General features: G+C 60.7%; 18 protein-coding genes and 1 pseudogene. 12 read left to right on the forward strand and 7 right to left on the reverse strand.

Going from position 1 to position 24,094, the window contains the following annotated elements:
- Positions 1-140: 140 nt before the first annotated feature.
- Positions 141-2,306, reverse strand: a complete 2,166-nt coding sequence (locus V1292_RS31090; protein ID WP_334376350.1) for an acetate--CoA ligase family protein — start codon at positions 2,304-2,306, stop codon at positions 141-143.
- 219 nt (positions 2,307-2,525) lie between these two features.
- On the opposite strand from V1292_RS31090, the gene V1292_RS31095 reads away from it, so the two are divergent.
- The 3 genes from V1292_RS31095 to frc all read left to right on the forward strand — a co-directional run bounded on the left by V1292_RS31095 (position 2,526) and on the right by frc (position 6,355).
- Entirely contained in the window at positions 2,526-3,221 is a 696-nt protein-coding gene (locus V1292_RS31095; RefSeq protein WP_051379524.1) for a GntR family transcriptional regulator, read from the forward strand.
- 66 nt (positions 3,222-3,287) lie between these two features.
- Entirely contained in the window at positions 3,288-5,018 is a 1,731-nt protein-coding gene (oxc, locus tag V1292_RS31100) for an oxalyl-CoA decarboxylase (RefSeq protein WP_065748613.1), read from the forward strand.
- A 59-nt stretch (positions 5,019-5,077) separates the two neighbouring features.
- Positions 5,078-6,355 (forward strand): formyl-CoA transferase, encoded by a 1,278-nt coding sequence (gene frc / locus V1292_RS31105; protein ID WP_334376351.1) that lies wholly within the window; start codon positions 5,078-5,080, stop codon positions 6,353-6,355.
- Between the two features lie 121 nt (positions 6,356-6,476).
- Here the strand turns inward: frc and V1292_RS31110 are convergent, their stop codons facing one another.
- On the reverse strand, positions 6,477-7,688 hold the full coding sequence (locus tag V1292_RS31110) for an MFS transporter (RefSeq protein ID WP_334376352.1): 1,212 nt from the start codon (positions 7,686-7,688) through the stop codon (positions 6,477-6,479).
- 384 nt (positions 7,689-8,072) lie between these two features.
- On the opposite strand from V1292_RS31110, the gene V1292_RS31120 reads away from it, so the two are divergent.
- From V1292_RS31120 to V1292_RS31160, 9 genes are all read left to right on the forward strand, one after another.
- A complete protein-coding gene (locus tag V1292_RS31120) occupies positions 8,073-8,210 on the forward strand; it encodes a hypothetical protein (RefSeq protein ID WP_198028056.1) in 138 nt (45 codons plus the stop codon).
- Positions 8,211-8,748: 538 nt separating this feature from the next.
- Entirely contained in the window at positions 8,749-9,759 is a 1,011-nt protein-coding gene (locus V1292_RS31125; RefSeq protein ID WP_334376353.1) for a Bug family tripartite tricarboxylate transporter substrate binding protein, read from the forward strand.
- A gap of 80 nt (positions 9,760-9,839) precedes the next feature.
- Positions 9,840-10,337 (forward strand): tripartite tricarboxylate transporter TctB family protein, encoded by a 498-nt coding sequence (locus tag V1292_RS31130; RefSeq protein WP_334376354.1) that lies wholly within the window; start codon positions 9,840-9,842, stop codon positions 10,335-10,337.
- 33 nt (positions 10,338-10,370) lie between these two features.
- Positions 10,371-11,873, forward strand: coding sequence for a tripartite tricarboxylate transporter permease (locus tag V1292_RS31135; RefSeq protein ID WP_334376355.1), 1,503 nt, complete (start codon positions 10,371-10,373; stop codon positions 11,871-11,873).
- A 206-nt stretch (positions 11,874-12,079) separates the two neighbouring features.
- Positions 12,080-13,372 (forward strand): oxalate/formate MFS antiporter, encoded by a 1,293-nt coding sequence (gene oxlT / locus V1292_RS31140; RefSeq protein WP_065748323.1) that lies wholly within the window; start codon positions 12,080-12,082, stop codon positions 13,370-13,372.
- A gap of 274 nt (positions 13,373-13,646) precedes the next feature.
- The gene (locus V1292_RS31145; protein ID WP_065748322.1) at positions 13,647-14,078 is read left to right on the forward strand and encodes a CBS domain-containing protein; all 432 of its coding nucleotides are present in this window, start codon (positions 13,647-13,649) and stop codon (positions 14,076-14,078) included.
- A 158-nt stretch (positions 14,079-14,236) separates the two neighbouring features.
- Positions 14,237-15,325 (forward strand): ketopantoate reductase family protein, encoded by a 1,089-nt coding sequence (locus V1292_RS31150; protein ID WP_334376356.1) that lies wholly within the window; start codon positions 14,237-14,239, stop codon positions 15,323-15,325.
- Positions 15,326-15,601: 276 nt separating this feature from the next.
- Entirely contained in the window at positions 15,602-16,201 is a 600-nt protein-coding gene (locus tag V1292_RS31155; protein WP_334376357.1) for a hypothetical protein, read from the forward strand.
- Positions 16,202-16,400: 199 nt separating this feature from the next.
- On the forward strand, positions 16,401-17,156 hold the full coding sequence (locus V1292_RS31160; protein ID WP_334376358.1) for a response regulator transcription factor: 756 nt from the start codon (positions 16,401-16,403) through the stop codon (positions 17,154-17,156).
- Between the two features lie 175 nt (positions 17,157-17,331).
- Here the strand turns inward: V1292_RS31160 and V1292_RS31165 are convergent.
- From V1292_RS31165 to V1292_RS31185, 5 genes and pseudogenes are all read right to left on the reverse strand, one after another.
- Positions 17,332-18,490, reverse strand: a pseudogene (locus V1292_RS31165) (IS4 family transposase).
- A 238-nt stretch (positions 18,491-18,728) separates the two neighbouring features.
- A complete protein-coding gene (locus V1292_RS31170) occupies positions 18,729-20,234 on the reverse strand; it encodes an HlyD family type I secretion periplasmic adaptor subunit (protein ID WP_334376359.1) in 1,506 nt (501 codons plus the stop codon).
- Entirely contained in the window at positions 20,231-21,964 is a 1,734-nt protein-coding gene (locus V1292_RS31175) for a type I secretion system permease/ATPase (RefSeq protein ID WP_334376360.1), read from the reverse strand. The genes V1292_RS31170 and V1292_RS31175 overlap by 4 nt, the downstream gene beginning before the upstream one ends.
- 112 nt (positions 21,965-22,076) lie before the next feature.
- A complete protein-coding gene (locus V1292_RS31180; RefSeq protein WP_063830306.1) occupies positions 22,077-22,598 on the reverse strand; it encodes a hypothetical protein in 522 nt (173 codons plus the stop codon).
- A 275-nt stretch (positions 22,599-22,873) separates the two neighbouring features.
- A complete protein-coding gene (locus tag V1292_RS31185) occupies positions 22,874-24,061 on the reverse strand; it encodes a hypothetical protein (protein WP_334376361.1) in 1,188 nt (395 codons plus the stop codon).
- Positions 24,062-24,094: the final 33 nt, after the last annotated feature.

The raw sequence follows: 24,094 nt of genomic DNA on the forward strand, positions 1-24,094 counted from the left end.
ACGCGCAAGCGTGGCGTCTCGAAGGATGAAGCCACGGAAAATGCTCTAGCGCGTAGATCGGCAAGTTCCGTTTCTAATAATTCGTCAGATGAAAATGCCGCTTCGGAGAGCTTCCGAAGCGGCATTTATCGTTGATAAGCTCAGAGCAAGCCCGCGCCGCGCGCCCACTTGTACTTGGCCCCTAACACCTCGACCGGCAGTTCGGTCGAATAGGCATAGGCCGGGATGCCGTTCTGGTAGAGATATTCGGCGGCCTCCTCGACCTCGACGTCGCCGGCGAGCGAGGCGACGATCGGCTTCACAAAGCCCTTGGCCTCCATCTCCTTCTTCACCTCGACCATGTTGCGGGCGAATACCATCGGCGGCGTCACGATCGTGTGCCAGTAGCCGAGGATCAGCGAATGGATGCGCTCATCCGACAGGCCGAGCTTCACGGTGTTGACATAGGTGATCGGCGGCTCACCGCCGGTGATATCCACAGGATTTCCGGCCGCGCCGAACGGTGGGATGAATTTTCGGAACGCCGCGTCGAGATCCGGCGGCATCTGCATCAGTGACAGGCCGTTATCCACACAGGAGTCCGATAGCAGCACGCCCGAACCACCGGCACCGGTGATGATCAGCACGTTTTCGCCCTTCGGCGTCGGCAACACCGGCACGCCGCGCGCAAACTCGAGCAATTGCCGCAAGGACCGGGCGCGGATCACGCCCGATTGCTTGAACACGTCCTCGTAGATCTTATCGTTGCCGGCGAGCGCGCCCGTGTGCGACGAGGCCGCCTTGGCGCCGGCCGAGGTGCGGCCCGCCTTCAGCACCACCACCGGCTTCTTCTTGGAGACGCGCTTGGCGGCTTCCGCAAAGGCGCGGCCGTCCTTCAGGTCCTCGCAGTGCTGGGCGATCAGGTTGGTGTTGGGGTCCTGCTCGAAGAACGCCAGCAGATCGTCCTCGTCGATGTCGGACTTGTTGCCGAGACCGACGATCGCCGACACACCCATTTTCGCCGAGCGCGAAAAACCGATGATCGCCATGCCGATGCCGCCGGACTGCGACGACAAAGCCGCATGGCCCTTGACGTCGTAGGCGGTGCAGAACGTCGCGCAGAGATTCGACCACGTATAGTAGAAGCCGTAGATGTTCGGCCCCATCAGGCGGACGTTGTACTTCTTGCCGACCTCGACGATTTCGGCCTGCAATTCAGGCGCGCCGGCTTCGGCAAAGCCCGACGGAATCAGCACGGCGCCTGGAATTTTCTTTTCGCCGCATTCGGCGAGTGCGCCTGCGACGAACTTCGCAGGGATCGCGAACACCGCTGTGTCGATCACGCCCGGCACGTCCTTGACGCTCTTGTAGGCCTTATAGCCCAGGATGTCGGCGGCCTTCGGGTGGATCGGATAGATCTCGCCCTTGTAGCCGCCGTTGATCAGGTTCTTCATGACGGAGTTGCCGATCTTGCCGTCCTCGGCGGAGGCGCCGATCACGGCAACGCCCTTCGGCTGCATGATGCGGTTCATCGCAGTGACGATTTCTTCGGTCGGGCGCGGCGCCGGACGCGGCTTGTAATCGAAATCGACGACGATGCGCACGTCGGCTGCAATCGCATCTTTCTTGGTGGCGAATACCGGATTGAGATCGAGTTCGACGATTTCGGGAAAATCGCTGACGAGCTGCGAGACCTTGACGATGACGTCAGCCAGCGCATCGCGGCTGACCGGATCGCCACCGCGCACGCCCTTCAGCATGTCATGGGCCTGGATGCCGTCGAGCATCGACAGCGCATCGTCCTTGGTCGCGGGCGCGAGGCGGAAGGTGATGTCTTTCAGCACCTCGACCAGCACGCCGCCGAGGCCGAAGGCGACAAGCTTGCCGAACGAACCATCGGTAATGGAGCCGACGATGACCTCGGTGCCGCCCGCCAGCATCTGCTGGACCTGGATGCCCTCGATCTTGGCATCGGCCTTGTACTTCTTCGCATTGGCGAGAATGGTGTCATAGGCCTTCTCGGCATCGGCCGCGGTCTTCACCCCGACCATGACGCCGCCGGCTTCGGTCTTGTGGAGAATGTCCGGCGAGACGATCTTCATCACCACCGGGAAGCCCATGCTGGATGCGATCTTGGATGCATCAGCGGCAGACTTGGCCACGCCCTCTTTGGGAACCGGGATGCCATAGGCATCGCACACCACCTTGCCCTCCGGCGCGGTAAGGCTCGTGCGCTTCTCGGCTTTCACCGTATCGAGCACCCGGCGGACAGCCTCTTGGGCGCTGGGCTCGGCGATCTTGCGGGCCGCATCTGCAGAATTTGACATTGGCTTCCTCCTAGGGCTAGTTTTATGGCATTTGGTATGCCAGAGATTAGATTGTCAAGACAAACTATCGCGCGGAAACAGCGAAAACACGGGCATCTTGACATCCTGGTATTTGGTATGCCAAAAATCTTCGGGTGTTTCTTCTGCTAAGAAGACGTCTCCAAAACAGGGAGGAGACGAGTCGTGCCCGCACGTAAACAAACCAAGGCGCCGCCTGTCATGGCTGAGGCAGATATCGCAATCGTTCGGATTGCGCCTGAGACGAGCTTCAAGAACAAGGCCTACGAGGCCTTGAAGGAAGCTATTCTCAAGATGGATATCTATGCGACTCCCGAGCAAGTGATGCTCGACGAGCGCGCGCTGTCCGAACGCCTCGGCGTCAGCCGTACCCCTATTCGCGAAGCCATCGCGATGCTCGAACAGGATGGCTTCGTCAAGACCGTGCCGCGTCGCGGCATCGTCGTGGTCCGCCGCACCAAGACCGAGATCGTCGACATGATCCGCGCCTGGGCCGCACTCGAGAGCATGGCCGCGCGCCTGATCACGACCACCGCGCGCAAGAAGGACATCACCGCGCTGCGCGATTTCTTCAAGGATTTTGGCAAAGACCGGCTGCCGCAGGATCATGTCGAGGAATACTCCAAGGCGAACATCGCGTTCCATCAGGCGCTGATCTCGCTTTCGGAATCGCCGGTGCTGGTCGATCTGACCAACGATCTCCTCCTGCATGTGCGCGGCTATCGGCAATTGACCATCGGACGGAAAGACCGCACCGCGACCTCGCTGCCCGAACATCTTGGCATCATCGAAGCGCTGGAGGCACGCGATACCGAACTCGCCGAGAAGCGCGCACGCGACCACACGCTGGGCCTTGCCGCCTACGTCGAAGCGCACGGGCAGGAACTTTTTAGCTAGACGAACCTTCGCACCAGAAGACGACGAAAAATCGTCCGAACCAAAACGATCAGGGAGATGAAGCCCATGCTGAATACCGCGACCAAGTCCGAAGCACCGGGCACCGAGCAAGAGCTGACGGATGGCTTTCATCTCGTCATCGATGCGCTCAAGCTCAACGGCATCAATACTATCTATGGTGTGCCGGGCATCCCGATCACCGACCTCGGACGCATGATGCAGGCCGCGGGCATGCGCGTATTGTCGTTCCGCCACGAGCAGAACGCCGGCTATGCGGCCTCGATCGCCGGCTTTCTCACCAAAAAACCGGGCGTCTGCCTCACGGTCTCGGCGCCCGGCTTTCTCAACGGCCTCACCGCGCTGGCCCACGCCACGACCAACTGCTTCCCGATGATCCTGATCTCGGGTTCCTCCGAGCGCGAGATCGTCGACCTGCAGCAGGGCGACTATGAAGAGATGGACCAGCTTGCGATCGCCAAGCCGCTCTGCAAGGCAGCATTCCGCGTGCTGCATGCCGCCGACATCGGCATCGGTCTCGCCCGCGCGATCCGCGCCGCGGTGTCGGGACGTCCGGGCGGCGTCTATCTCGACCTGCCGGCGAAGCTTTTCGGCCAGGTGATGGACGCCGGCGCCGGCGCGAAGTCGCTGGTGAAGGTGATCGACGCAGCCCCCGCCCAGATCCCTGCCCCGTCGGCCGTCAAGCGCGCGCTCGACGTGTTCAAGGGCGCCAAGCGCCCCCTCATCATTCTCGGCAAGGGCGCGGCTTACGCGCAGGCCGACAACGAGATCCGCGCCTTTGTCGAAAAGACCGGCGCGCCGTTCCTGCAGATGAGCATGGCCAAGGGCCTGCTGCCGGATACGCATGCGCAGTCGGCCGGTGCCGCGCGCTCGACCGTGCTGAAGGACGCCGACGTCGTGATGCTGATCGGCGCCCGCCTCAACTGGCTGTTGTCGCACGGCAAGGGCAAGACCTGGGGCGACGCGCCGAAGAAATTCATCCAGGTCGACATCGAGCCGAAGGAGATGGATTCCAATGTCGAGATCGCGGCCCCCGTGGTCGGCGATATCGGCTCCTGCGTATCCGCTCTGCTCGAGGGCATGGGCGGCAACTGGCCGGCCGCGCCGGCCGACTGGGTCTCGACCGTCAACAAGAAGCGTGACGACAACGTCGCCAAGATGGCGCCGAAGCTGATGAGCAACGCTTCCCCGATGGATTATCACGGCGCACTCGGCGCACTGCGCACAATCATCAAGGAGCGGCCGGATGCCATCCTCGTCAACGAAGGCGCCAACACGCTCGACCTCGCCCGCGGCGTCATCGACATGTACAAGCCGCGCAAGCGGCTCGACGTCGGCACCTGGGGCGTGATGGGCATCGGCATGGGCTATTCGATTGCGGCCGCGGTCGAAACCGGCAAGCCGGTGCTCGCGGTCGAAGGCGACTCGGCGTTCGGCTTCTCCGGCATGGAGATCGAGACCATCTGCCGCTACCAGCTTCCGGTCTGCATCGTCATCTTCAACAATGACGGCATCTACCGCGGCACCGACGTCAATACGGGCGGTTCAGATCCGGCGACGACGGTGTTCGTCAAGGGTTCGCGCTACGACAAGATGATGGAAGCCTTCGGCGGCGTCGGCATCAACGCCACCTCGCCCGACGAATTGAAGCGTGCCGTTAACGCGGCGATGGATTCCGGCAAGCCGACGCTGATCAACGCCGTGATCGATCCGGCGGCAGGCTCGGAGAGCGGCCGCATCGGCAACCTCAATCCGCAGAGCGTCCTGAAAAAGAAGTAACCGACTTCCATCCATTCAATCTGCATCACGCAGTACAGACACAGTACGGAGCAATAACGATGACAAAGGCGCTCACGGGCGTTCGAATTCTCGATTTCACCCACGTTCAGTCGGGTCCGACCTGCACGCAATTGCTGGCGTGGTTCGGCGCCGACGTGATCAAGGTCGAGCGCCCCGGCGTCGGCGACATCACGCGCGGCCAGTTGCAGGACATCCCGAACGTGGACAGCCTGTATTTCACCATGCTGAACCACAACAAGCGTTCGATCACGCTCGACACCAAGAACCCGAAGGGCAAGGAAGTCCTCACCGCGCTGATCAAGAGCTGCGACGTGCTGGTGGAAAACTTCGGCCCCGGCGTGCTCGACCGCATGGGCTTCCCCTGGGAGAAGATCCACAGCCTCAACCCGAAGATGATCGTGGCCTCGATCAAGGGCTTTGGCCCCGGCCCCTACGAAGACTGCAAGGTGTATGAGAACGTAGCCCAGTGCACCGGCGGCGCCGCCTCGACCACCGGCTTCCGCGACGGTTTGCCGCTCGTCACCGGCGCGCAGATCGGCGACAGCGGCACCGGCTTGCATCTGGCGCTCGGCATCGTCACCGCGCTCTATCAGCGCACGCACTCGGGCAAAGGCCAGCGCGTTACCGCAGCGATGCAGGACGGCGTATTGAATCTTGCGCGCGTAAAGCTGCGCGACCAGCAGCGCCTCGCCCATGGCCCGCTGAAGGAATACAGCCAGTATGGCGAAGGCATTCCGTTCGGCGACGCCGTGCCGCGCGCCGGCAACGATTCCGGCGGCGGTCAGCCCGGCCGCATCGTCAAGTGCAAAGGCTGGGAGACCGATCCCAACGCCTACCTCTATTTCATCACCCAGGCGCCGGTGTGGGAGAAGATCTGCGACGTGATCGGCGAACCGGGCTGGAAGACCCATCCCGATTACGCCAAGCCGCCTGCCCGACTGTCGCGCCTCAACGAGATTTTTGCGCGCATCGAACAATGGACCATGACCAAGACCAAGTTCGAGGCGATGGAAATCCTCAACAAGGACGATATCCCGTGCGGCCCGATCCTTTCGATGAAGGAGATCATCGAGGACCAGTCGCTGCGCGCCACCGGCACCGTGGTCGAGGTCGATCACCCGACCCGCGGCAAGTACATCTCGGTCGGCAACCCGATCAAACTGTCGGACTCACCGAGCGAAGTGACCCGCTCGCCGCTGCTCGGCGAGCACACCGACGAAATCCTGCGCCAGGTGCTCGGCTTCACCGATCACCAGGTCGCCGAAATCCACGACTCCGGCGCGCTTGAGCCGCCGCGGAAGCAGGCGGCGGAATAGCGACGCCATCCGAACAGCACGAAAGGCCGCCGGTTTTCGGCGGCCTTTTCATTTGGGCGAGAGGAAGTCAGGTTGAATCGCTACGGCGGCCACCCGCTGCAGCTCTCCCGGCCAATGAGAGTCACCTCCGCAATGCAATAGCGCAGGCGAAAGCCAGCGCCCCGCCGAAGGCTAAAGTGCAAAAAGCCAGCCCCCACGATACAGAAGCGGGCGTCATGTCAAGCGCCATGCCGAACACAATGGGCGACACGGACCCCGCCCCAACGCCCAAGATTGATCGCAGGCCAAGCGCCCGGCCCAGTTGCGATGCCGGTACTGCGTCAGTCATGGCGGACGAAAGCACCGACGAGTCGCCAATGATCGCGAAGCCGTAGATCCCGACCACAGCAAGCAGCAGCGCGACATTTAGCTCATTCAGCCAGCCTACGACGAGGGAACACACGGCACCCACCAACGCGAAGCCCACCAGGACCGGTTTCGCGCCGAAGCGATCGGCTGCGTACCCGGACAGGAAAGAGCCAAAGAAGCCCGAAACGTGGAGCGTGACCGCTATCCAAAGGCCAATCTCCACGCCGGTCATTCGACCTTGTGATAGCAACGACGCGGTCAGGAACGCAGGGATCCATGCCCACGCTCCGAGCAGCTCCCACGTATGTCCAATATATCCGAGGGTAAGTAGCCGAGCCTGACGCTTCCAAGGACTGTCAGACGACGTCTTGCCCGGGTCAATTTGCACGACCTGATCGCGTGCATTCCAAGTGGCGGCGATGCTGAGCGCCGAGCCTACAACCGCGACGCCGGCTGTTACGGCAAAAGCCAGTCGGTAGTCTGCGGTCGCAAGCATCGCGTTCGCAAGAACGATGGACAGCACGTAGCCGGCCGACATGCCTGCGAGGACCCACCCGACGGCCGAAGCCTTGCGATCCGGTGGCGCGTTGGTTGAAACAAGCATGATGGCAGGTGTGTAGGTGGCCCCCTGCGCCAGCCCCAGAAGCGCCATGCATACAAGCGCACTCTCGAAGGATCGTGCGAACGCAGCAAAGAGGAGAGCGGACGCAGCGCACGAAATAGCTGCCCAGGCGAACACGCTCTTTGCGCCGAACCTGTCACACAGAAAGGAGACGACGAGTAAGGAGACGGCAAACGAAGCTGTAAATGCACCCTGAACCAAACCGGCCCGGGTTGCTGTCATTTGCCAAACGTCCATGAGCCAACTCAGACACGCGGGATAAGTCATGAATACCGCGGTCGTGCATGCCCGAGCCAGGACAAGCAACGGCATGTTCACGGAAGACGGTGGCCCCGGCCGGAACGGTTCGGGTTCATAGGTCATGGATGCTTAAAGCCGAACGGCCCGGTCAGGATCAATTGTGAGTTTCGCGGCTCTCGCTCGCCGCTGAACAAACCGACGAGATCCTCCGCCAGGTGCTCGGCTTCACCGATCACCAGGTCGCCGAAAATCCACGATTCCGGCGCGCTCGATCCACCGCGCAAGCAGGCGGCGGAGTAAGCGGCCTGGGATTCTGGAATGCAACGGCCGCCGGTTTCCGGCGGCCTTTTTCATTCTGGAGTGCCAGCACATCGACCCCGTTGCTGCAATGCAAACGCCCGATTGCTGCCATGCAAACAAGGCCGTTGCCGGTGGTATCTGGTATACATAACTTGTTCCCGTATCACGAAAGCGGAGCTGCTCCGCTACTTCAGAAAGGGGACATCCATGTCCAAGACTGCATCCATCGGCCTCCTGCCCTCCCCCACCCTGTTCGGCCGCCTGATGGCTTCCATCGATCGTCTGCTGATCGCGAGCAGCCGCATTGCGGTCCGCAACGGCGACCTCCCCCCTTTCGGGCTCTGATGCTTCTACAATAAGGGCTTTTTTGCGCGATACTTCGCGAAGACCCACAGCAATCATCGGTTGTATTTCGATCAACGGCCCCGGTTTCCGGGGCCGTTTTCGTTATCCACTCACCGATTGCCTGTTTGGGCGCCACCTGCGACAAATTGGCCTAGGCTTCTATCAAAACCAAAAACCATTTGCGTTGTGGCATATCATATACAACAATTCTTAGAACGCTCATACCAGAACAAGGGCGCATACTAGGGGGGAGCTAGGCCGTGCAGTCCGCAAGGGACAGCGAAGGCGATATCGCAAGGAACAGGCAGCGTGAGCGCGCCTTCCCCTCTTCTTGCGCGTCTCAGACTCACAATTGGCCGAAAGGAGCGGATGCCGCCCGATCAGGCCCCTCGTACAATTCGAACCTGCGGGAGTCGCGTTGAGGCAACCATTGCGGCGCGACGATCATGGGTGCATGAAGACCCGAACGTTTGATCGGGGATGAACTTAATAAGCCGGCAAAGAACGGCGTAACCACAGTTCGACGGGAGTGAAACACATGAGGCGTTCTACACAACTTGCGTTAGGGACGATTGCAGCGCTGTGCGCAAGCAGCGTCACGGCTCCTGCAATTGCAGCGTGGGAACCGGTGCGGCCTGTCGAATTTATTATTCCCGCCGGCACAGGCGGCGGCGCCGATCAGATGGCGCGCACGATCCAGGGCATCGTCACCAAGCACAATCTGATGAAGCAGCCGCTGGTCGTCATTAACAAGTCCGGCGGCGCCGGCGGCGAAGGCTTCCTCGACGTCAAGGGATCGGGCGGAAATCCGCACAAGATCATCATCACGCTCTCCAATCTCTTCACCACTCCGCTTGCCACCGGAATTCCGTTTAGCTGGAAAGATCTCACTCCGGTCGCGATGCTGGCACTGGATGAATTTGTGCTGTGGGTGAACGCCGACAAGCCGTACAAGACGGCGAAGGAGTACATCGATGCCGTGAAGGCCGCGCCCGCCGGCTCGATCAAGATGGGCGGCACCGGCTCGAAGCAGGAAGATCAGATCATCACCGTCGCCGTGGAAAAAGCCGTCAGCACCAAGTTCACCTACATTCCCTACAAGGGCGGCGGCGAAGTCGCCGTTCAACTCGTCGGCAACCACGTCGATTCGACCGTCAACAATCCGATCGAGGCGGTCGCGCAATGGCGCGGCGGCAAGCTGCGCCCCCTCTGCGTTTTTGATGCAAAGCCGATGGCCTACGACGAGCCGATCGCGGACGGCAAGGCCTGGAAGGACATTCCGACCTGTAAGTCGGCAGGTCTCGACATGGAATATCTGATGCTGCGCGGCATCTTCATGGCGCCCAGGGCCACCAAGGACCAGGTCGAGTATTATGTCGAACTGTTCAAGAAAGTTCGCGCCACTCCTGAGTGGCAGGAATTCATGAAGAGCGGCGCCTTCAACACGACCTTCCTGACCGGCGCAGAATACGCCAAATGGGTCGAGGCCGAGGACAAGCGTCATCAGGCTCTGATGAAAGAGGCCGGTTTCCTCGCTCCGAGCAACTGACCGAGAAGCACTTATCGATTGGGGTAGCAACGCAGACGGCGGGCTCGGTTTCCGCGGGCTTGATTGCGCATGGAGTTTCGATGACAACAGGCAGTTCGAGCAACACCGGCCCGACCCACAAGCTCGTGGAAGCAGGCGTCACCCTACTGATCGCTCTGTTCGGAGTGATCGTGATCGCTGGCAGCCTCAAGGCGGGGATCAATTGGGGCGCTGAGGGCCCCCGCGCCGGGTTCTTCCCGTTCTATATCGGGCTCTTCATCGTCGCTTCCAGCGGGATCAATCTGTGGCACGGGCTGCGCGAAGACAATGACGGGCTGTTCGCGGAATGGGGACAGCTTCGTCAGGTTCTGAGCGTGGTCATTCCCACCGCCATTTATGTCGGCTCGATGCCGTTCATCGGGCTGTACGTCGCTTCGATGATCTTCATCGCATGGTTCATGCGATGGCTGGGCAAATACAACTGGATCACCGTCCTGGCGGTGGCAATCGGCATGCCCCTCGTCACCTATTTGATTTTCGAGCGCTGGTTCATGGTCCCGCTGCCAAAGGGACCCGTGGAAGAGTGGCTCGACCTGTAAACAACGACGCACAGTCAGGATTGGATTATCGGGATGGAAGAACTCGTCAATCTTTTTCACGGCTTTGCGGTCGCACTGCAGCCGTACAATATCATGCTGATGGTTATCGGCATCGTGCTCGGTGTCATCATCGGCGTGCTGCCGGGACTGGGCGGCGCCAATGGCGTCGCCATCCTGCTGCCGCTGACATTCAGCATGTCGCCGACGTCGGCCATCATCATGTTGTCCTGTATTTACTGGGGCGCGCTGTTCGGCGGAGCGATCACCTCGATTCTCTTCAACATACCGGGCGAACCATGGTCGGTGGCCACGACGTTCGACGGCTATCCGATGGCGCAGCAGGGCAAGGCCGGCGAGGCACTGACCGCCGCCTTCACCTCCTCCTTCGTCGGCGCGCTGTTCGCCGTGGTCATGATCACGCTGGTCGCTCCCCTGGTCGCCAGCTTTGCGCTGCAATTCGGGCCTGCGGAAAAGTTCGCGGTGTATTTCCTCGCATTCTGCAGCTTCGTGGGCCTGAGCAAGGAGCCGCCGTTCAAGACCATTGCGGCCATGATGATCGGCTTTGCGCTCGCCGCGGTCGGACTTGATTCCATCACCGGGCAGTTGCGGCTGACGTTCGGCGTCACCCACCTGCTCAACGGCTTCGACTTCCTGATCGCCGTGATCGGACTGTTCGGCATCGGCGAAATCCTGCTGACGATGGAAGAAGGGCTGGCCTTCCGCGGCGGCAACGCCAAGATCAACTTGCGCGTGGTGCTCCAGACCTGGAAGGAACTGCCCGCATACTGGATGACCTCGCTGCGTTCCTGCTTCATCGGCTGCTGGATGGGCATCACGCCGGCGGGTGCAACGCCAGCCTCGTTCATGAGCTACGGCATTGCCAAGCGCGTCGCGAAGAAAGGCAACAATTTCGGCAAGGGCGAGATCGAAGGCGTCGTTGCGCCGGAGACCGCGGCGCACGCCGCGGGTACGGCGGCCCTGCTGCCGATGCTCTCGCTCGGCGTGCCGGGCTCTCCGACGGCTGCAGTGTTGCTCGGCGGCCTCTTGATCTGGGGCCTGCAGCCCGGACCGATGCTGTTTGTCGAACAGAAGGAATTCGTCTGGGGCCTGATCGCCTCGATGTATCTCGGCAATATTGTCGGCCTGCTCGTCGTGCTCACCTGCGTACCGATTTTCGCAGCTATCCTGCGCGTGCCTTTCAGCATCATTGCACCCCTTATTCTGGTGCTATGCGCGATCGGTGCCTATTCGGTCCATAGCAGCACGTTTGACGTCATGCTGATGCTGGTGTTCGGCGTGATCGGTTATCTGCTCAAGAAGTGCAACTATCCCCTCGCCCCGCTGGTGCTGGCGATCGTGCTCGGCGACAAGGCCGAAGAGGCCTTCCGCCAATCGCTTCTGGGATCCCAGGGCTCGTTTGGGGTGTTCCTTTCCAATCCGCTGGTCAGCACGATCATGATCCTGGGATTGATCGCGCTGTTTTGGTCGGTCATCCAGGAAGGATATAGCCGCCTGCGATCCGCGGCGACCGCATGATTAAGCTCTAAGCAAAGCAATAGCTTAAGACGCTTCCGACGATTGGGCCGCGCAACCGCGCGGCCCTTTTTGTTTGTGCAGCTTTTTCACCGGCGCGGGGAATTCTTAGAACACCTGCAATTTTTCCCTTGTCTACTGGCATAACATATACCACACTCGCGCCGAGCTGTCGGGCAACGATAGAACAGCAGCCCTTTGGAGGAAAAATGACGGATACAGTGCACGGAGCAGCCCCCGTCGCGGAGGCGCGAGTGAGCGATGCCTATCGCTGGACTCAATTGGCCATCGGCGTCGCCGCGATGGTGATGATCGCGAACTACCAATATGGTTGGACGTTCTTCGTCCCCGACATCCAGCAGAAATTCGGATGGGATCGCGCCTCGATCCAGTGGGCATTTACGCTGTTCGTGCTGTTCGAGACCTGGCTGGTGCCAGTCGAGGGATGGTTCGTCGACAAATACGGCCCGCGCCTCGTCGTTCTGATCGGCGGCATCCTCTGCGCCATCGGATGGGCGATCAACGCCCATGCGACCACGCTCAACGGCTTCTATCTCGGCATGATCATCGCAGGCATCGGCGCGGGTGGCGTGTACGGCACCTGCGTCGGCAACGCGCTGAAATGGTTTCCCGACAAGCGCGGCCTTGCCGCCGGCATCACCGCTGCCGGTTTCGGCGCGGGCTCGGCGCTGACGGTTGCGCCGATCCAGGCGATGATCAAGGACTCCGGCTTCCAGACCACCTTCCTCTATTTCGGTCTCGGCCAAGGCATCATCATCGTCATTCTCGCCTTCCTGATGTTCTCGCCGAAGGCGGGACAGGTGCCGACGGTGCAGAACAGCAACGTGATCCAGACCCGGCGCAACTATCAACCCACCGAAGTGATCCGTCAGCCGATCTTCTGGCTGATGTATTTCATGTTCGTGATCGTCGGCGCCGGCGGATTGATGGTGACCGCCAACCTCAAGCCGATCGCCGTCGACTGGAAGGTCGACAGCGTGCCGGTGACGCTGATGGCGGTGACGATGACGGCCGTGACGTTCGCAGCCACTATCGATCGCGTCCTCAACGGTCTGACGCGTCCGTTCTTCGGCTGGATTTCGGACATGATCGGCCGTGAGAACACGATGTTCATCGCCTTCGGCATGGAGGGCATCGGCATCTGGGGCCTCTACATGCTGGGCCACGACCCCGTCTGGTTCGTGCTACTGTCGGGCTTCGTGTTCTTCGCCTGGGGCGAGATCTACTCCCTCTTCCCATCGACCTGCACCGACACCTTCGGCGCAAAGTTCGCCGCCACCAATGCCGGCCTGCTCTACACGGCAAAGGGCACCGCGGCGCTGTTGGTGCCGGTGGCGAACTACATGCAGCAATCGTCAGGCACCTGGGACACCGTGTTCATCGTCGCGGCCGGCGCGAATATCCTGGCCTCGCTGCTGGCGATCGCTGTGCTAAAACCCTGGCGCAAGATGGTGGTCGCCAAATCGCAGATTGCCGCCTGATCCCAAGATATCGACTGCACGAACAAGGCGCGCTCACCCTCCGGGGTGGGCGCGTTTTCTTTTGGCGATCAGGAGCTCTGGCATACCTGACGCCCATCTGAGGCCGACAAATCCGGGGCCCCTCTTCCTGGAGTGTCACGGCGCCACGCCAGAAACGTCAATAATACTGCCTATTTATCGCGATTTCGACTGCGAGAATTCCACGTTCCGCGTGTTGACAATTGGCATTATGTATACCAGACTTGGGATCAATAATTCACCCAAGGAGGTTGCCATGCAAGTCGGAGATATCCTGCGCAAGAAAGCCGCCCGTGTCGCAACGGTCCGCATGAACGAGACCGTCGCCATTGCCGCGCAACTGATGCGCTCCGGCAATATCAGCGCGCTGGTCGTCAAGGATGTCGTCCGCACCGAAGGCAACACGGCGGTCGGCATGTTCACCGAGCGCGACGTGGTTCGCGCGATTGCCGAACATGGCGCGGCCGGCGTGAACATGCGCGTCTCGCAATTCATTTCGGTGCAGCAGCTCGTCTCCTGCACCTCCGCGGATACGCTCGAGCATGTCCGTCACCTCATGAGCAAGCATCACATCCGCCACGTGCCGGTGATCGACAATTACAGCCTGATCGGCGTCATCAGCATTCGCGACATCACGACCGCATTCGACGACGAAGCAACGCCCTACAAGCTGGTCGCGTCGGCCTGACCGGCCGCTTCGAACTCCGCCGGCATTTTCTGGGCGCACTCCCAGGGAAGCCGGCGGTATCGCACCGAAAAATTCGGCTTAACTCCTGTCGCAAAGCAGGCGCTTGCAAATTGCGCCGGAGGTGTGGCGCGCCGGAAAGCAACATCTGTGGGGGGCGCATGGCGCGTAACATTCTGATCCTTGGAGCCTCGTATGGCTCATTGCTGGCGACAAAGCTTTTGATGGCGGGTCACAACGTGACCCTGGTTTGCCGGAAGCAGACGGCAGAACTCATCAATCGCGACGGCACCGAAGTTCGCATCAAGCTGCGCGACGAGGCGGCGCACCGGCCGATCTTCTCGCGCGACCTGCCCGGGATCCTGGACGCGGTCGAGCCCGCCGGCGTCGATCCTTCCCGTTATGATCTGGTTGGTCTTGCCATGCAGGAGCCGCAATACACCAACCATGCGATCCTGGCTCTGATGATCAAGATCGCCGAGGCGAAGCTGCCTTGCCTTTCGATCATGAACATGCCGCCCTTGCCCTATCTCAAACGGATCCCGACGCTTGCGAAAATGGAGCTGGAGGAGGCCTATACCAACGCCGCGGTATGGGAACGATTCGAGCCGGGCCTGGTGTCGCTCTGCTCCCCCGATCCGCAGGCCTTCCGTCCACCGGAAGAGGCGGCGAATGTTCTTCATGTCGGCCTGCCGACAAATTTCAAGGCAGCGTCATTTGCGGATGAGAAACATAACTTGCTGCTTCGGGAGCTGGAAGCCGACGTCGATGCAGTGAGGCTGGATGGCCAGGACGTTCCGGTGAAGCTCAAAGTGTTCGATTCGATGTTCGTCCCTCTGGCCAAATGGTCGATGCTGTTGACGGGGAATTACCGCTGCATCACGCCGCAGGAGCCGCAATCGATCCGCGACGCGGTGCACGGCGATATCAATCTCTCGCAGTCGATCTACGACCATGTCGATGCCATCGCCCAGCGTCTGGGCGCCGATCCCACCGATCAGGTACCTTTCGAGAAATACGCCAAAGCAGCCGAAAGCCTTCTCAAGCCCTCGTCGGCGGCCCGGGCGGTCGCTGGCGGCGCGCCTTCCATCGAGCGCGTCGACCTGCTGGTGAAGCTGATTTCGCATCAGCTTGGCGTACCCAATGCTGAAATCGACCGCACGGTCCAGATCGTCAATCAGAAACTGAATGAGAGCGTCGTGGCGGAAGCATCCGACGCGCCGCGAGGTGCTCCAATCTCAGTGACGTAGGGCCCGATCGGTTCTGATGAAGGGGCTCTAGTCTCTTATTTCGACGTTTTCTTTACGCGAACGGTCCCTGCTTCGCTCAAAACGCGCTCGATCATTGGCCGCCGACAGGCCAATTCGAGCCCATCCCCGCATTGCGCACGGGTCCGCCGCCGCGGCGCGGGATGGACGTTTAGCAACAGTTAAGACTTTTGCGCAAATGATAGACAACCAGCGCAACATTCTAGATCGCCGCAAGAATTGCGAGCGGACCTCAGGCCCCTTTTATGAGGGATTAGCATGAGAACGCTTCTCATTGGTGTTCTGGCTGCGACCCTGGTTGGCTGTAGCTGCCTTTTACCGCCGCAAGCAAGCATGGAGGCGTGCACGGACACGAGTGGGTCCGGCTGTCTCAACGGGATGGCGGCCAGTCGGCCGATTGAACCGGCGCCTACGTCATCCAAGACCAATTCCGCGACAACAAAAGCCAAGTCCACGATCGCGACGAAGACGGAAAAGCCGTCGGTTGCCGACGTCCGCGACAGGCCTCAGCCCGCTGAGAAAAGGACGAAATCCACCACGATCGAAGCGAAAGTCGAAGCTCCTGGTCGGCCCGCCGAGACGTCCGATCCGGTCATGATCAAGGCGAAGACCACGATTGCGGCGAAGTTGGAGGATCCGGCGTCCGCCGAGTTCGGTGAGATGAAACGGGCCATCCGCAAAAATACGCTTGGGAAGTCTATCGACACCATTTGCGGCCGTGTCAAAGGAAAAGACGCGTCGGGCGAAGATACCGGAGATAGGCCGTTTCTGTATCTCGTAATGGAAGATGAAGCATACGTCGTCAATGGCTCCGCGAATTCGGCGGCGGCGAGTGCATATCGTAATATTTGCAGCTAGCCTGGAACAACAGAACCGCTGCCAAGATCTATTGCGACGGACCAGAAGGTCCGTCACGACGTTGCGAACGAACTCGAAGCTCGGAAGCAACGTCGCGATCAGCAGCAATTCGCTGCAGAGTGTGTGGGGCAGATCCTGCTCCATGGAAAATGGAAATCAAAACTGGTGGAGACAGCTAACCTCTGACTTCGGGGACATCATGGACGATTTTTCTAATCCCGCGGAACTGGCCTTGGCATCACAAAATTCGCCGGTGCTCGTGATCATCGAGCAACATGTCCTGGCGCGTACGTGCATCCTCAATATCCTCAAGAGAGAACTCACTGGATTCGAGATCGTCGAGATGGCAACGACTAGTGGCCTGAACTGGCTATCGGGCAGAGACATCCGCTTGATTGCGCTGAATATCGGGCACAAGCAGATCACTGATCCTTCGATCGAGGAGAGCCTCGCCCTCCTTGCAGAAACCTGCCCGAAAGCCTCCGTTGCTGTGTTGTCAAACCGCGACGACGATGCGACGGCTTCGGCCGCGATGCAACGCGGAGTGCGCGGTTTCTTTCCGACATCGATCCCGGTCGAACTCGCTATTGCCGGATTACGCCTGGTCCTTGCCGGTGGGGTCTACCGACCGTTACCGATCGTGGGGCAAAACGGAGCATCGAGCCACAAGGCGATATCGGGATGCCCCGATACGTCCGAGCTATTCGGAACTAACGAGGGCAACGGCGACACCAGGATTGTGCCGGAGAAGGCGATGGTCGACCTTACGCCGCGCGAACAACATGTGCTCGAGGCGCTGCAGCTTGGCCTTCCGAACAAGTTGATTGCCGTCAGGCTCAACCTATCGGAAAACACCGTAAAAATGCATATTCAACGTATCATGCGAAAATGCTCCGCGCATAACCGCACCGAGGCGGTCGTTCGCTGGAGCCGGCGAGCCAACGGTCATGCCTAGAGCATGATGATTTTTGGTTAGATCGATTTGGCCGCAGACGCGCTTCACCTCTCCCGCTTGCGGGGGAGGTCGGCGCGAAGCGCCGGGTGGGGGCTCTCTCCACTCGGGCAGTGTCGCCCGCGGAGACACCCCCACCCCAGCCCTCCCCCGCAAGCGCAGGGCTGTCCGGGGAAAATCAGCCATAGCAGAACTCCATCTGGTCTGGGGATGGTGATTTGCGACGGCTGGGATTGATGGGCGGGGGCTTGTCGATGGTGGCGATGGATCGACGGCTGAACAGGAACTGGCTGACGAGTTCAGCCAGCCTGAGCGGGAGCATGGCGATGGAGTTGGCACGCGCGGCGATGCGCAGCAGCAGGTAAGCAATCATTGCCGCGAGGACCTGCAGGCGGACCGCATTGTCGCTGGTGCCGAGGAATTTGCGGATGTCGAGGTGCTGCTTGATCCATCGGAACAGCAGCTCGATTTGCCAGCGGCTCTTATAGAGGGCGGCGATCTCGACGGCGGTTCGGGCAAGATCGTTGGTCAGAAGCGTGATCACGCCGCCGGTCTCGCGCCTGACCTTGATCCGCCGCAGTGGGATGGGCAGTCGGGAGTCGCCCTTGCTGGTGAGCTTTACCTCGTCATCGGCGATGATCTTGAAGCCATCGCCGTTGCGCTTGCGAATGGTTCGCCCCTTGGTCTTGCGAAGACGCATGGTCGTCTTCGGCCGAGTAACGAAGAAGGCCTTGCGATCATTGATCTTCTGCCACCAGTCGAAACGGCAATATCCCTTGTCGAACACGTAGGTTGTGCCAGCCTGGATAGGAACCTGACGACCGACCTCGATGTCATTGACGTTCGCAGCCGTCACCTCGACGCAGCTCGGGACATCGGCGAGGTGATCGTAGACGACGTGCAGCTTCATCCCGCGAATCCGGCCGTTCCACCTCGCCCAATTGCAAACCTTGCCCAGCGGGACCGGACTGGCGTCGATCAGGCGAACCATCGCCATCCCTTCGCGCCGGATCTGCCGGCCTGCCATCGCCGACAAGGTCGCAAAGGTTTGAGCAAAAATGCCGACCGGACGGCGCATTGGCGTCCGACAGCGTCGAGCGGGACAGCTTGCCGGTCCCCAGATGATAGTGGTGCTGAGGATTGGCGTTGAAGCCTGTCACCACCCCGCGCAAACTGTCGCTGCCGCTCAGTTGCGCGTAGATCAGCGCGACCAGATGATCCCAGCTCTTGAACGACTTGTCGTAGGCGTCCCCATCCAAACGATCCACAGTCGTTTGAAACTGCCGCCGATTGATCGGTTCAAGCAGCCTTCCAAAAATGCTATCGCCAAATCGCATGCTCGGCCTTCTGTGTCTCGACAACCAGAAAACGCCGATTTGCCTCGGTCTCGCCGAGCATGCACCGCGACATAGTGAATCATTCCCCGGACAGCCCTGCCGCAAGCGGGAGAGGGAGTGCACCTTCTTCGTGGTCGCTATCAAGCCAAATTTCATCATGCTCTGGCTCACGCGTGCGATCATCTTGAGACGTGCGATCATCTTGAGAGCTGCCCGAGCTCGCCGTTCGGGTCGCAGCTTAGTCCTCACGGAACGCGCCGTGGAAGCTGTCGAGCAGAGGCCTGAGAGCGTAGAGCGCCACGGTGCCGCGACCCGTCTTGATGAATACCTGGGCCGGCATTCCCGGAATGATCTGGACACTATCGATCCCGGCGCCGACCAGATCCTGAACTCGAATCTTCGCTGCGTAGTACGGCTGATCAGTGCGCTTATCGATTAGACGGTCGGCAGAAACGTGCGTCACAGTCCCATGGAGCCGTGGTACGCGGCGCTGATTGTAGGGCAGAAGATTCACCTCGGCGCTCAGTCCGGGACGGACCACATCGATGTCTTCGGGCCTGACGCGCGCAATCACGATGAGCCGATCCTGCCGGGGAACCAGATCCATGAGAGGTGCCCCGGCGCCGATAACGCCGCCTGGCGTATGGATCTTCAGGTCGGTTACCACGCCGTCCTCGGGCGCCTTGACTGTCGTTCGCGAGAGTTGGTCACTGGCCGCCTGCAGTCGTTCCCATATCTGAAAGATCTGGTTCTGTACCTCGCGCAGCGACTGCGCGATCTCGTTTTGACGGTCATGCTCCAGTTTGAGGAGAACTGCCTCGGATTCACTGATAACCTGCCCCGCGCGCGATATCTGCGCGACAATCTCCCCCCGCCTTCCCTCGATGTCAGCGATCTCCCGCTCGAGGTTCAGAAGGCGCGGGCGCCGCTCAAGTCCCTTGCTGACGAGCGTGGCCACCGTTGCCGCTTCCTCGCGGACGATGTCGATGCGCCTTGCGGCCGCGCTTTCCTGCGCCCTGAGGCCCTCGATCTCTTTTTCCACCTGCGACCTTTTCTCCCGGTTTACGGCCGCTTGCGATTGAAAGACCTGTCGGCGCGTTTCGAAGATGGCTTGCTGACCCGCAAGGACATCCGCGACTGAGGGACTCGCCATCTGCGCCATCTCCAACCTGGCCGGAAACGACACCCGCTCCTCTCCGCGCTGTTCCGCCTGCAGCCGTGCTTCGCGTGCCGTCGCCTCCCACAACTGGCCTTGCAGGCTCTGCGCGTCGGCACGGGCCTTGGTATCCTCGAGCGAGATCAGCGTTTGTCCGGCACGGACAATGTCCCCGTCCGCGACCAGAATTTCCCTGATGATGCCCCCCTCAAGATGCTGAATCGTCTTGCGGCTCGACTCGGATTCGACGGTGCCGACAGCAATCGCGGCACTCTCGAGGGGGGCGTAAGTCGACCAGGCTCCGAGACCAATGACGAAGCCGCAAACCAGCAGATTTCCAGTCCAGGTGACGCCGCGCAGCCGGTCGCGGAGCGCCGGCGGCGCCGATCTCAGCCCCCGTGGGACCTCCCAGATATCTGCGCGAGCGAATGCAATTTTCAGACGATTCCACCCCGGTCGGGCTAAGAGACGGTGAAGACGTTTGATGCGGATCCAGGTGACACCAAGCAGCCGGTCGCGAAGTGCCGCCGACAATCTCAGCCACCGTGCAACATTCTGAACGTCGGCGTGAGCGAATGAAATCTTCATGAGGCAAATCCGCGCGAAGCAACTTGGGGTCTTGCCAAACACCTTTCGAAAACTTCCCTGCTTTCGCCGAATGCGCTGACCGTGCCGCCGTGCATGATGGCAAGCTTGTCCGTCGCGCCGAGGATCCCGATCCGATGGGTGATGATGATCACCGTCGTATTGGCCGCCTTCATCCGCTCAATGGCATCGAAGAGCATGCGCTCGCCGAGTGCGTCCAGGCTGGAGTTCGGCTCGTCGAGGACCACGAGATGCGGGTCGCCAAAGAACGCCCGTGCGAGGCCGAGGCGCTGGCGAAACCCGCGTGGGAGATTGGCCGCTGCGCCATTGACGACCGTATCGTATGCCTGCGGGAGACGAATGATCGTTTCGTGAAGGCCGGCCAGCTTCGCTGCTTCAATGATCTTCTGCAGATCGGCGTCGTCCAGCCGTGCAATGATGTCCTTTACTGTTTCTCCAACGAGATCGATGTCCTGCGGCAGATATCCGAGGCGCCGGCCGCCGCGCGAATCGTGCAGGGCTAGAATATCGATGCCGTCGAGCAGGACCGAACCTGCTGTCGGCGCGGAGATTCCGGTGATGATCCTGCCGAGCGTGGATTTGCCGGAGCCGGATGGACCAATGATGCCCAGGCATTCACCGGGTGCGAGACTGAATGACACATCCTTCAGCACCCAATGGTCCGATCCTGGCACGGCGACGCCAACATTGTTGACGATGAGGCTGCCCTTCGGCCTCTCCGCGAGGACTCGGACGTTCGCAACCGTGGTGACAGCGGACATGACGTCGTTGAGCCGGCCGTAGGCCGCCATGGCCATCGCGAATGCCTTCCAGCCCGCAACCGCCCCTTCAACGGGCGCGAGCGCGCGTCCGAACAAAAGCGTCGTGGCAAAGATGATGGCGGGACTTCGGCTTTGTTCCAGCACGAGCCAGGCGGCAGTGCCCATGATCAGGACCTGCGCCAGCGCCCGCGCGGGTTTGGAAATCAGCATGATGGTTTCATGGCGGCGCTGGACCACCTCTTGCTCGCTCCTCGCATCCTGCGCAGTCTGGCCGATCAGGCGCGCGGCGCCGTCGAGCATTCCCATGGCCCTGATCACGTGGAGGTTTCCGACGGTCATGCCGAACCATCCCTGGCTCCTCGTCAGCGCGGCAGCCGACCGCGCCCGTGGTGCTTCCGTGAGCCTGTCTTCGGCAAGCCCGAGCCCAAGCAGGAAGAGCACGCTGAGCACACCTATCGCTCCGAGCAAGGGATGCACGAGGAAGAGAACGCCGAGGAAGAGCGGCGTCCAGAGCGCATCAAACAGCGTAGAGCAGGCTCCGGACTGGGCGAGCTGACGCAGGATCGCAAGATCGCGATAGGCTTCCGAAGCCCGCGGCCGATCAGCATGGGCGCATTTGAGGCATGCGGAGAGCGCTGCCGGATGGAGTTCTTCTTCCAGCCACTCGCCCATCCGGCCCAATGCGGCGCGGCGCAGCGCATCAAGCACTCCGCCGACCACGACGGTAAACGCGACGATGAGCGTCAGCATCAGGAGCGTATCGCCGCTGCGGCTCGACAGCACGCGATCATAGATCTGAAGCAGATAGATGGAAGGCGCGAGAAGAAGGAGATTGTAGCTGCAGCTATACGCGAAAACGAGTCCGAACGACCCCGCGCAGGCCCGCAACGCCGACTTCAACGGCGTACGCGGCGGCGACGTTGTCTGCAGTTGGAGCGGTGGCATCAGCATTGCGGTCCCGCCAGATCTGAAGTCCGAACCTTCCGCCCACTCCTCGTCGACTCCGCGACGAATTGAGAACCGGCGGCATTGCGCCGCCGGCCTCACCCCTCGCAGGCATCGATCAGTTGAACATGCCTGAATCGTCGATATGGAAGTACTTGGAATCGTTAAGCACGTCGTTCAGGTTCGCGGATTCGATGCTGGCCTTGAAGTAAATATCTCCGCCTTCGGCCTTGTTGTTGTTTCCGCCGTCGCCGCCGACGCCGGCCATCACGGTTTGACTCTGGTCCGCAGCGAGCCAATTGTCCTGATAGGCCTTCGTGTTGGCATCCACATCGGATTTGTTATGGCCGCTGTCGGATTTCTGGTCGCCATTCGAGACGGCCTTGCCGCCCTCTGCCTTGGAATGCTTCTCCGCCTTCGCATTCGCGCCCCCGGCGTCCCAGTATGCCTTCTGATAAACGTCATCGCCATTCTTGACGTGGACGTCGGCGCCTTCGGCCTTGTTGGTCGGGTTGAAGTGGATACTCGGGTTGCTGATGATATTACCCTCGTTGTAACCGTCTCCGCCGTTCCCTGCGCTGTTGCCGCCGGTCGACGCCTTGAACACGATCGTGTCGGAAGGAAATGATGCCTTTGCCATGTGAGACTCCCTGACTTGGTTTGTGCACTGTGCGTCCCAATGTGGACAGCAATGATCTTGGATTTGGACACCGGAGCGGTCTAGCCGCCAAAGCTGATGCCACCCAGTGGCAACGGTGTACGCCCGAAATGCTACCGTCGCGCCGCCGAGATCTGGGCAGCTCCAGTGCTGCTCGAGTGTTTTCGAGTGAAGCGAAGAGGTTCGCGCCGGGAAGATGCGTCAAATCAAAAACCTGGAATCGCGTTTCGATTCTATCGAAACGGAAAAGGCTCTATCTAGGCATGATCCAGCAAGTGAAGGTCCGACAACAGATGCATGGCGAAATCGCCGCCAAGCGCAGCATTGCCGTGGCCGCCGTCGCCACCGATTCCGGCAATCTGGATCACGCTCTGGTCGAACACGACATTGTTGCTCTGATGAGCCTCGGCTGTTGAATTGTAGCCGGCGACCGCAATGTTGATCGGGGCGTAGATCGCCACGTCGATGTCGACCATGCTTCCCGAGAAGTGGCCATTGCCGCCGTTGCCAGCGCTGTTGTTGCCGGTCGCTATTACGTCAGAGCCGATCAATTCGAAGATGGAAGAAAACAGGTCTGCAGTTCCGCCAATCGCGGCATTGCCGTTCCCACCATCACCACCGACGCCGGCCATCTGAAAAGCGGATTGATCGAACATCACATTGTTTGTCTGCTCCGCGTTGGCACTGGAATTATATCCCGCCACCGCGATGTTGATCGGATAGTAAAACGCGAAGGTCGCGTGAACGATGCCCCCGTAGGCGTATCCGTCGCCACCATTGCCGGCGCTGTTGTCGCCGGTGCCTGTCGCGCCAGAGCCGGTAGACCCGATCGCACTGACATTTCCGCCTGATGCGGCATTTCCGTTGCCGCCATCGCCGCCAACTCCCGCGATCTGGGTCGCGGATTGATCGAACACCACGTTGTTCGTCTGATGGGCGTCGGCTGTCGCATGGGAACCCGCCACCGCAATGTTGATCGGGCTATAGACCGCGACAGGAGCATGCACCATTGTTCCGGAGAAGTAGCCATCGCCACCATTGCCGGCACTGTTGCCGCCGGTGGCGATCACGCCAGGGCCGGCAGGCCCGAGCGCGCCGACGCTTCCGCCCGATGCGGCGTTCCAATTGCCGCCATCACCGCCAACTCCCGCGATCTGGCTTGCGGACTGATCAAAATAGGCGACGTTCGTCTGATGGGCGAGGGCTGGCGCATGGACGCCCGGCCACGCCACATTGAGCGGCTCGAAACCAGCGTAGCTGCCATGGATCAGGCTCCCGGCAAAATGACCTTCGCCGCCATTGCCGGCGTTGTTATCTCCCGTGTGGGTCAGGAAGCGTGGCGATGAATCCGCTAGCCACCACCGGTCTGGCAGATCGTGCCCGAGCAGATCCTTGCGGTCGAGGGGAACGCGGTGAACAGGGTCCGGTACACTCCGATGATGCATGACTGTTGCCCTACCGCAATTGTTTCGCGGCGT

The organism is Bradyrhizobium sp. AZCC 1719 (genome assembly GCF_036924525.1).
Classification (GTDB): Bacteria; Pseudomonadota; Alphaproteobacteria; order Rhizobiales; family Xanthobacteraceae; genus Bradyrhizobium.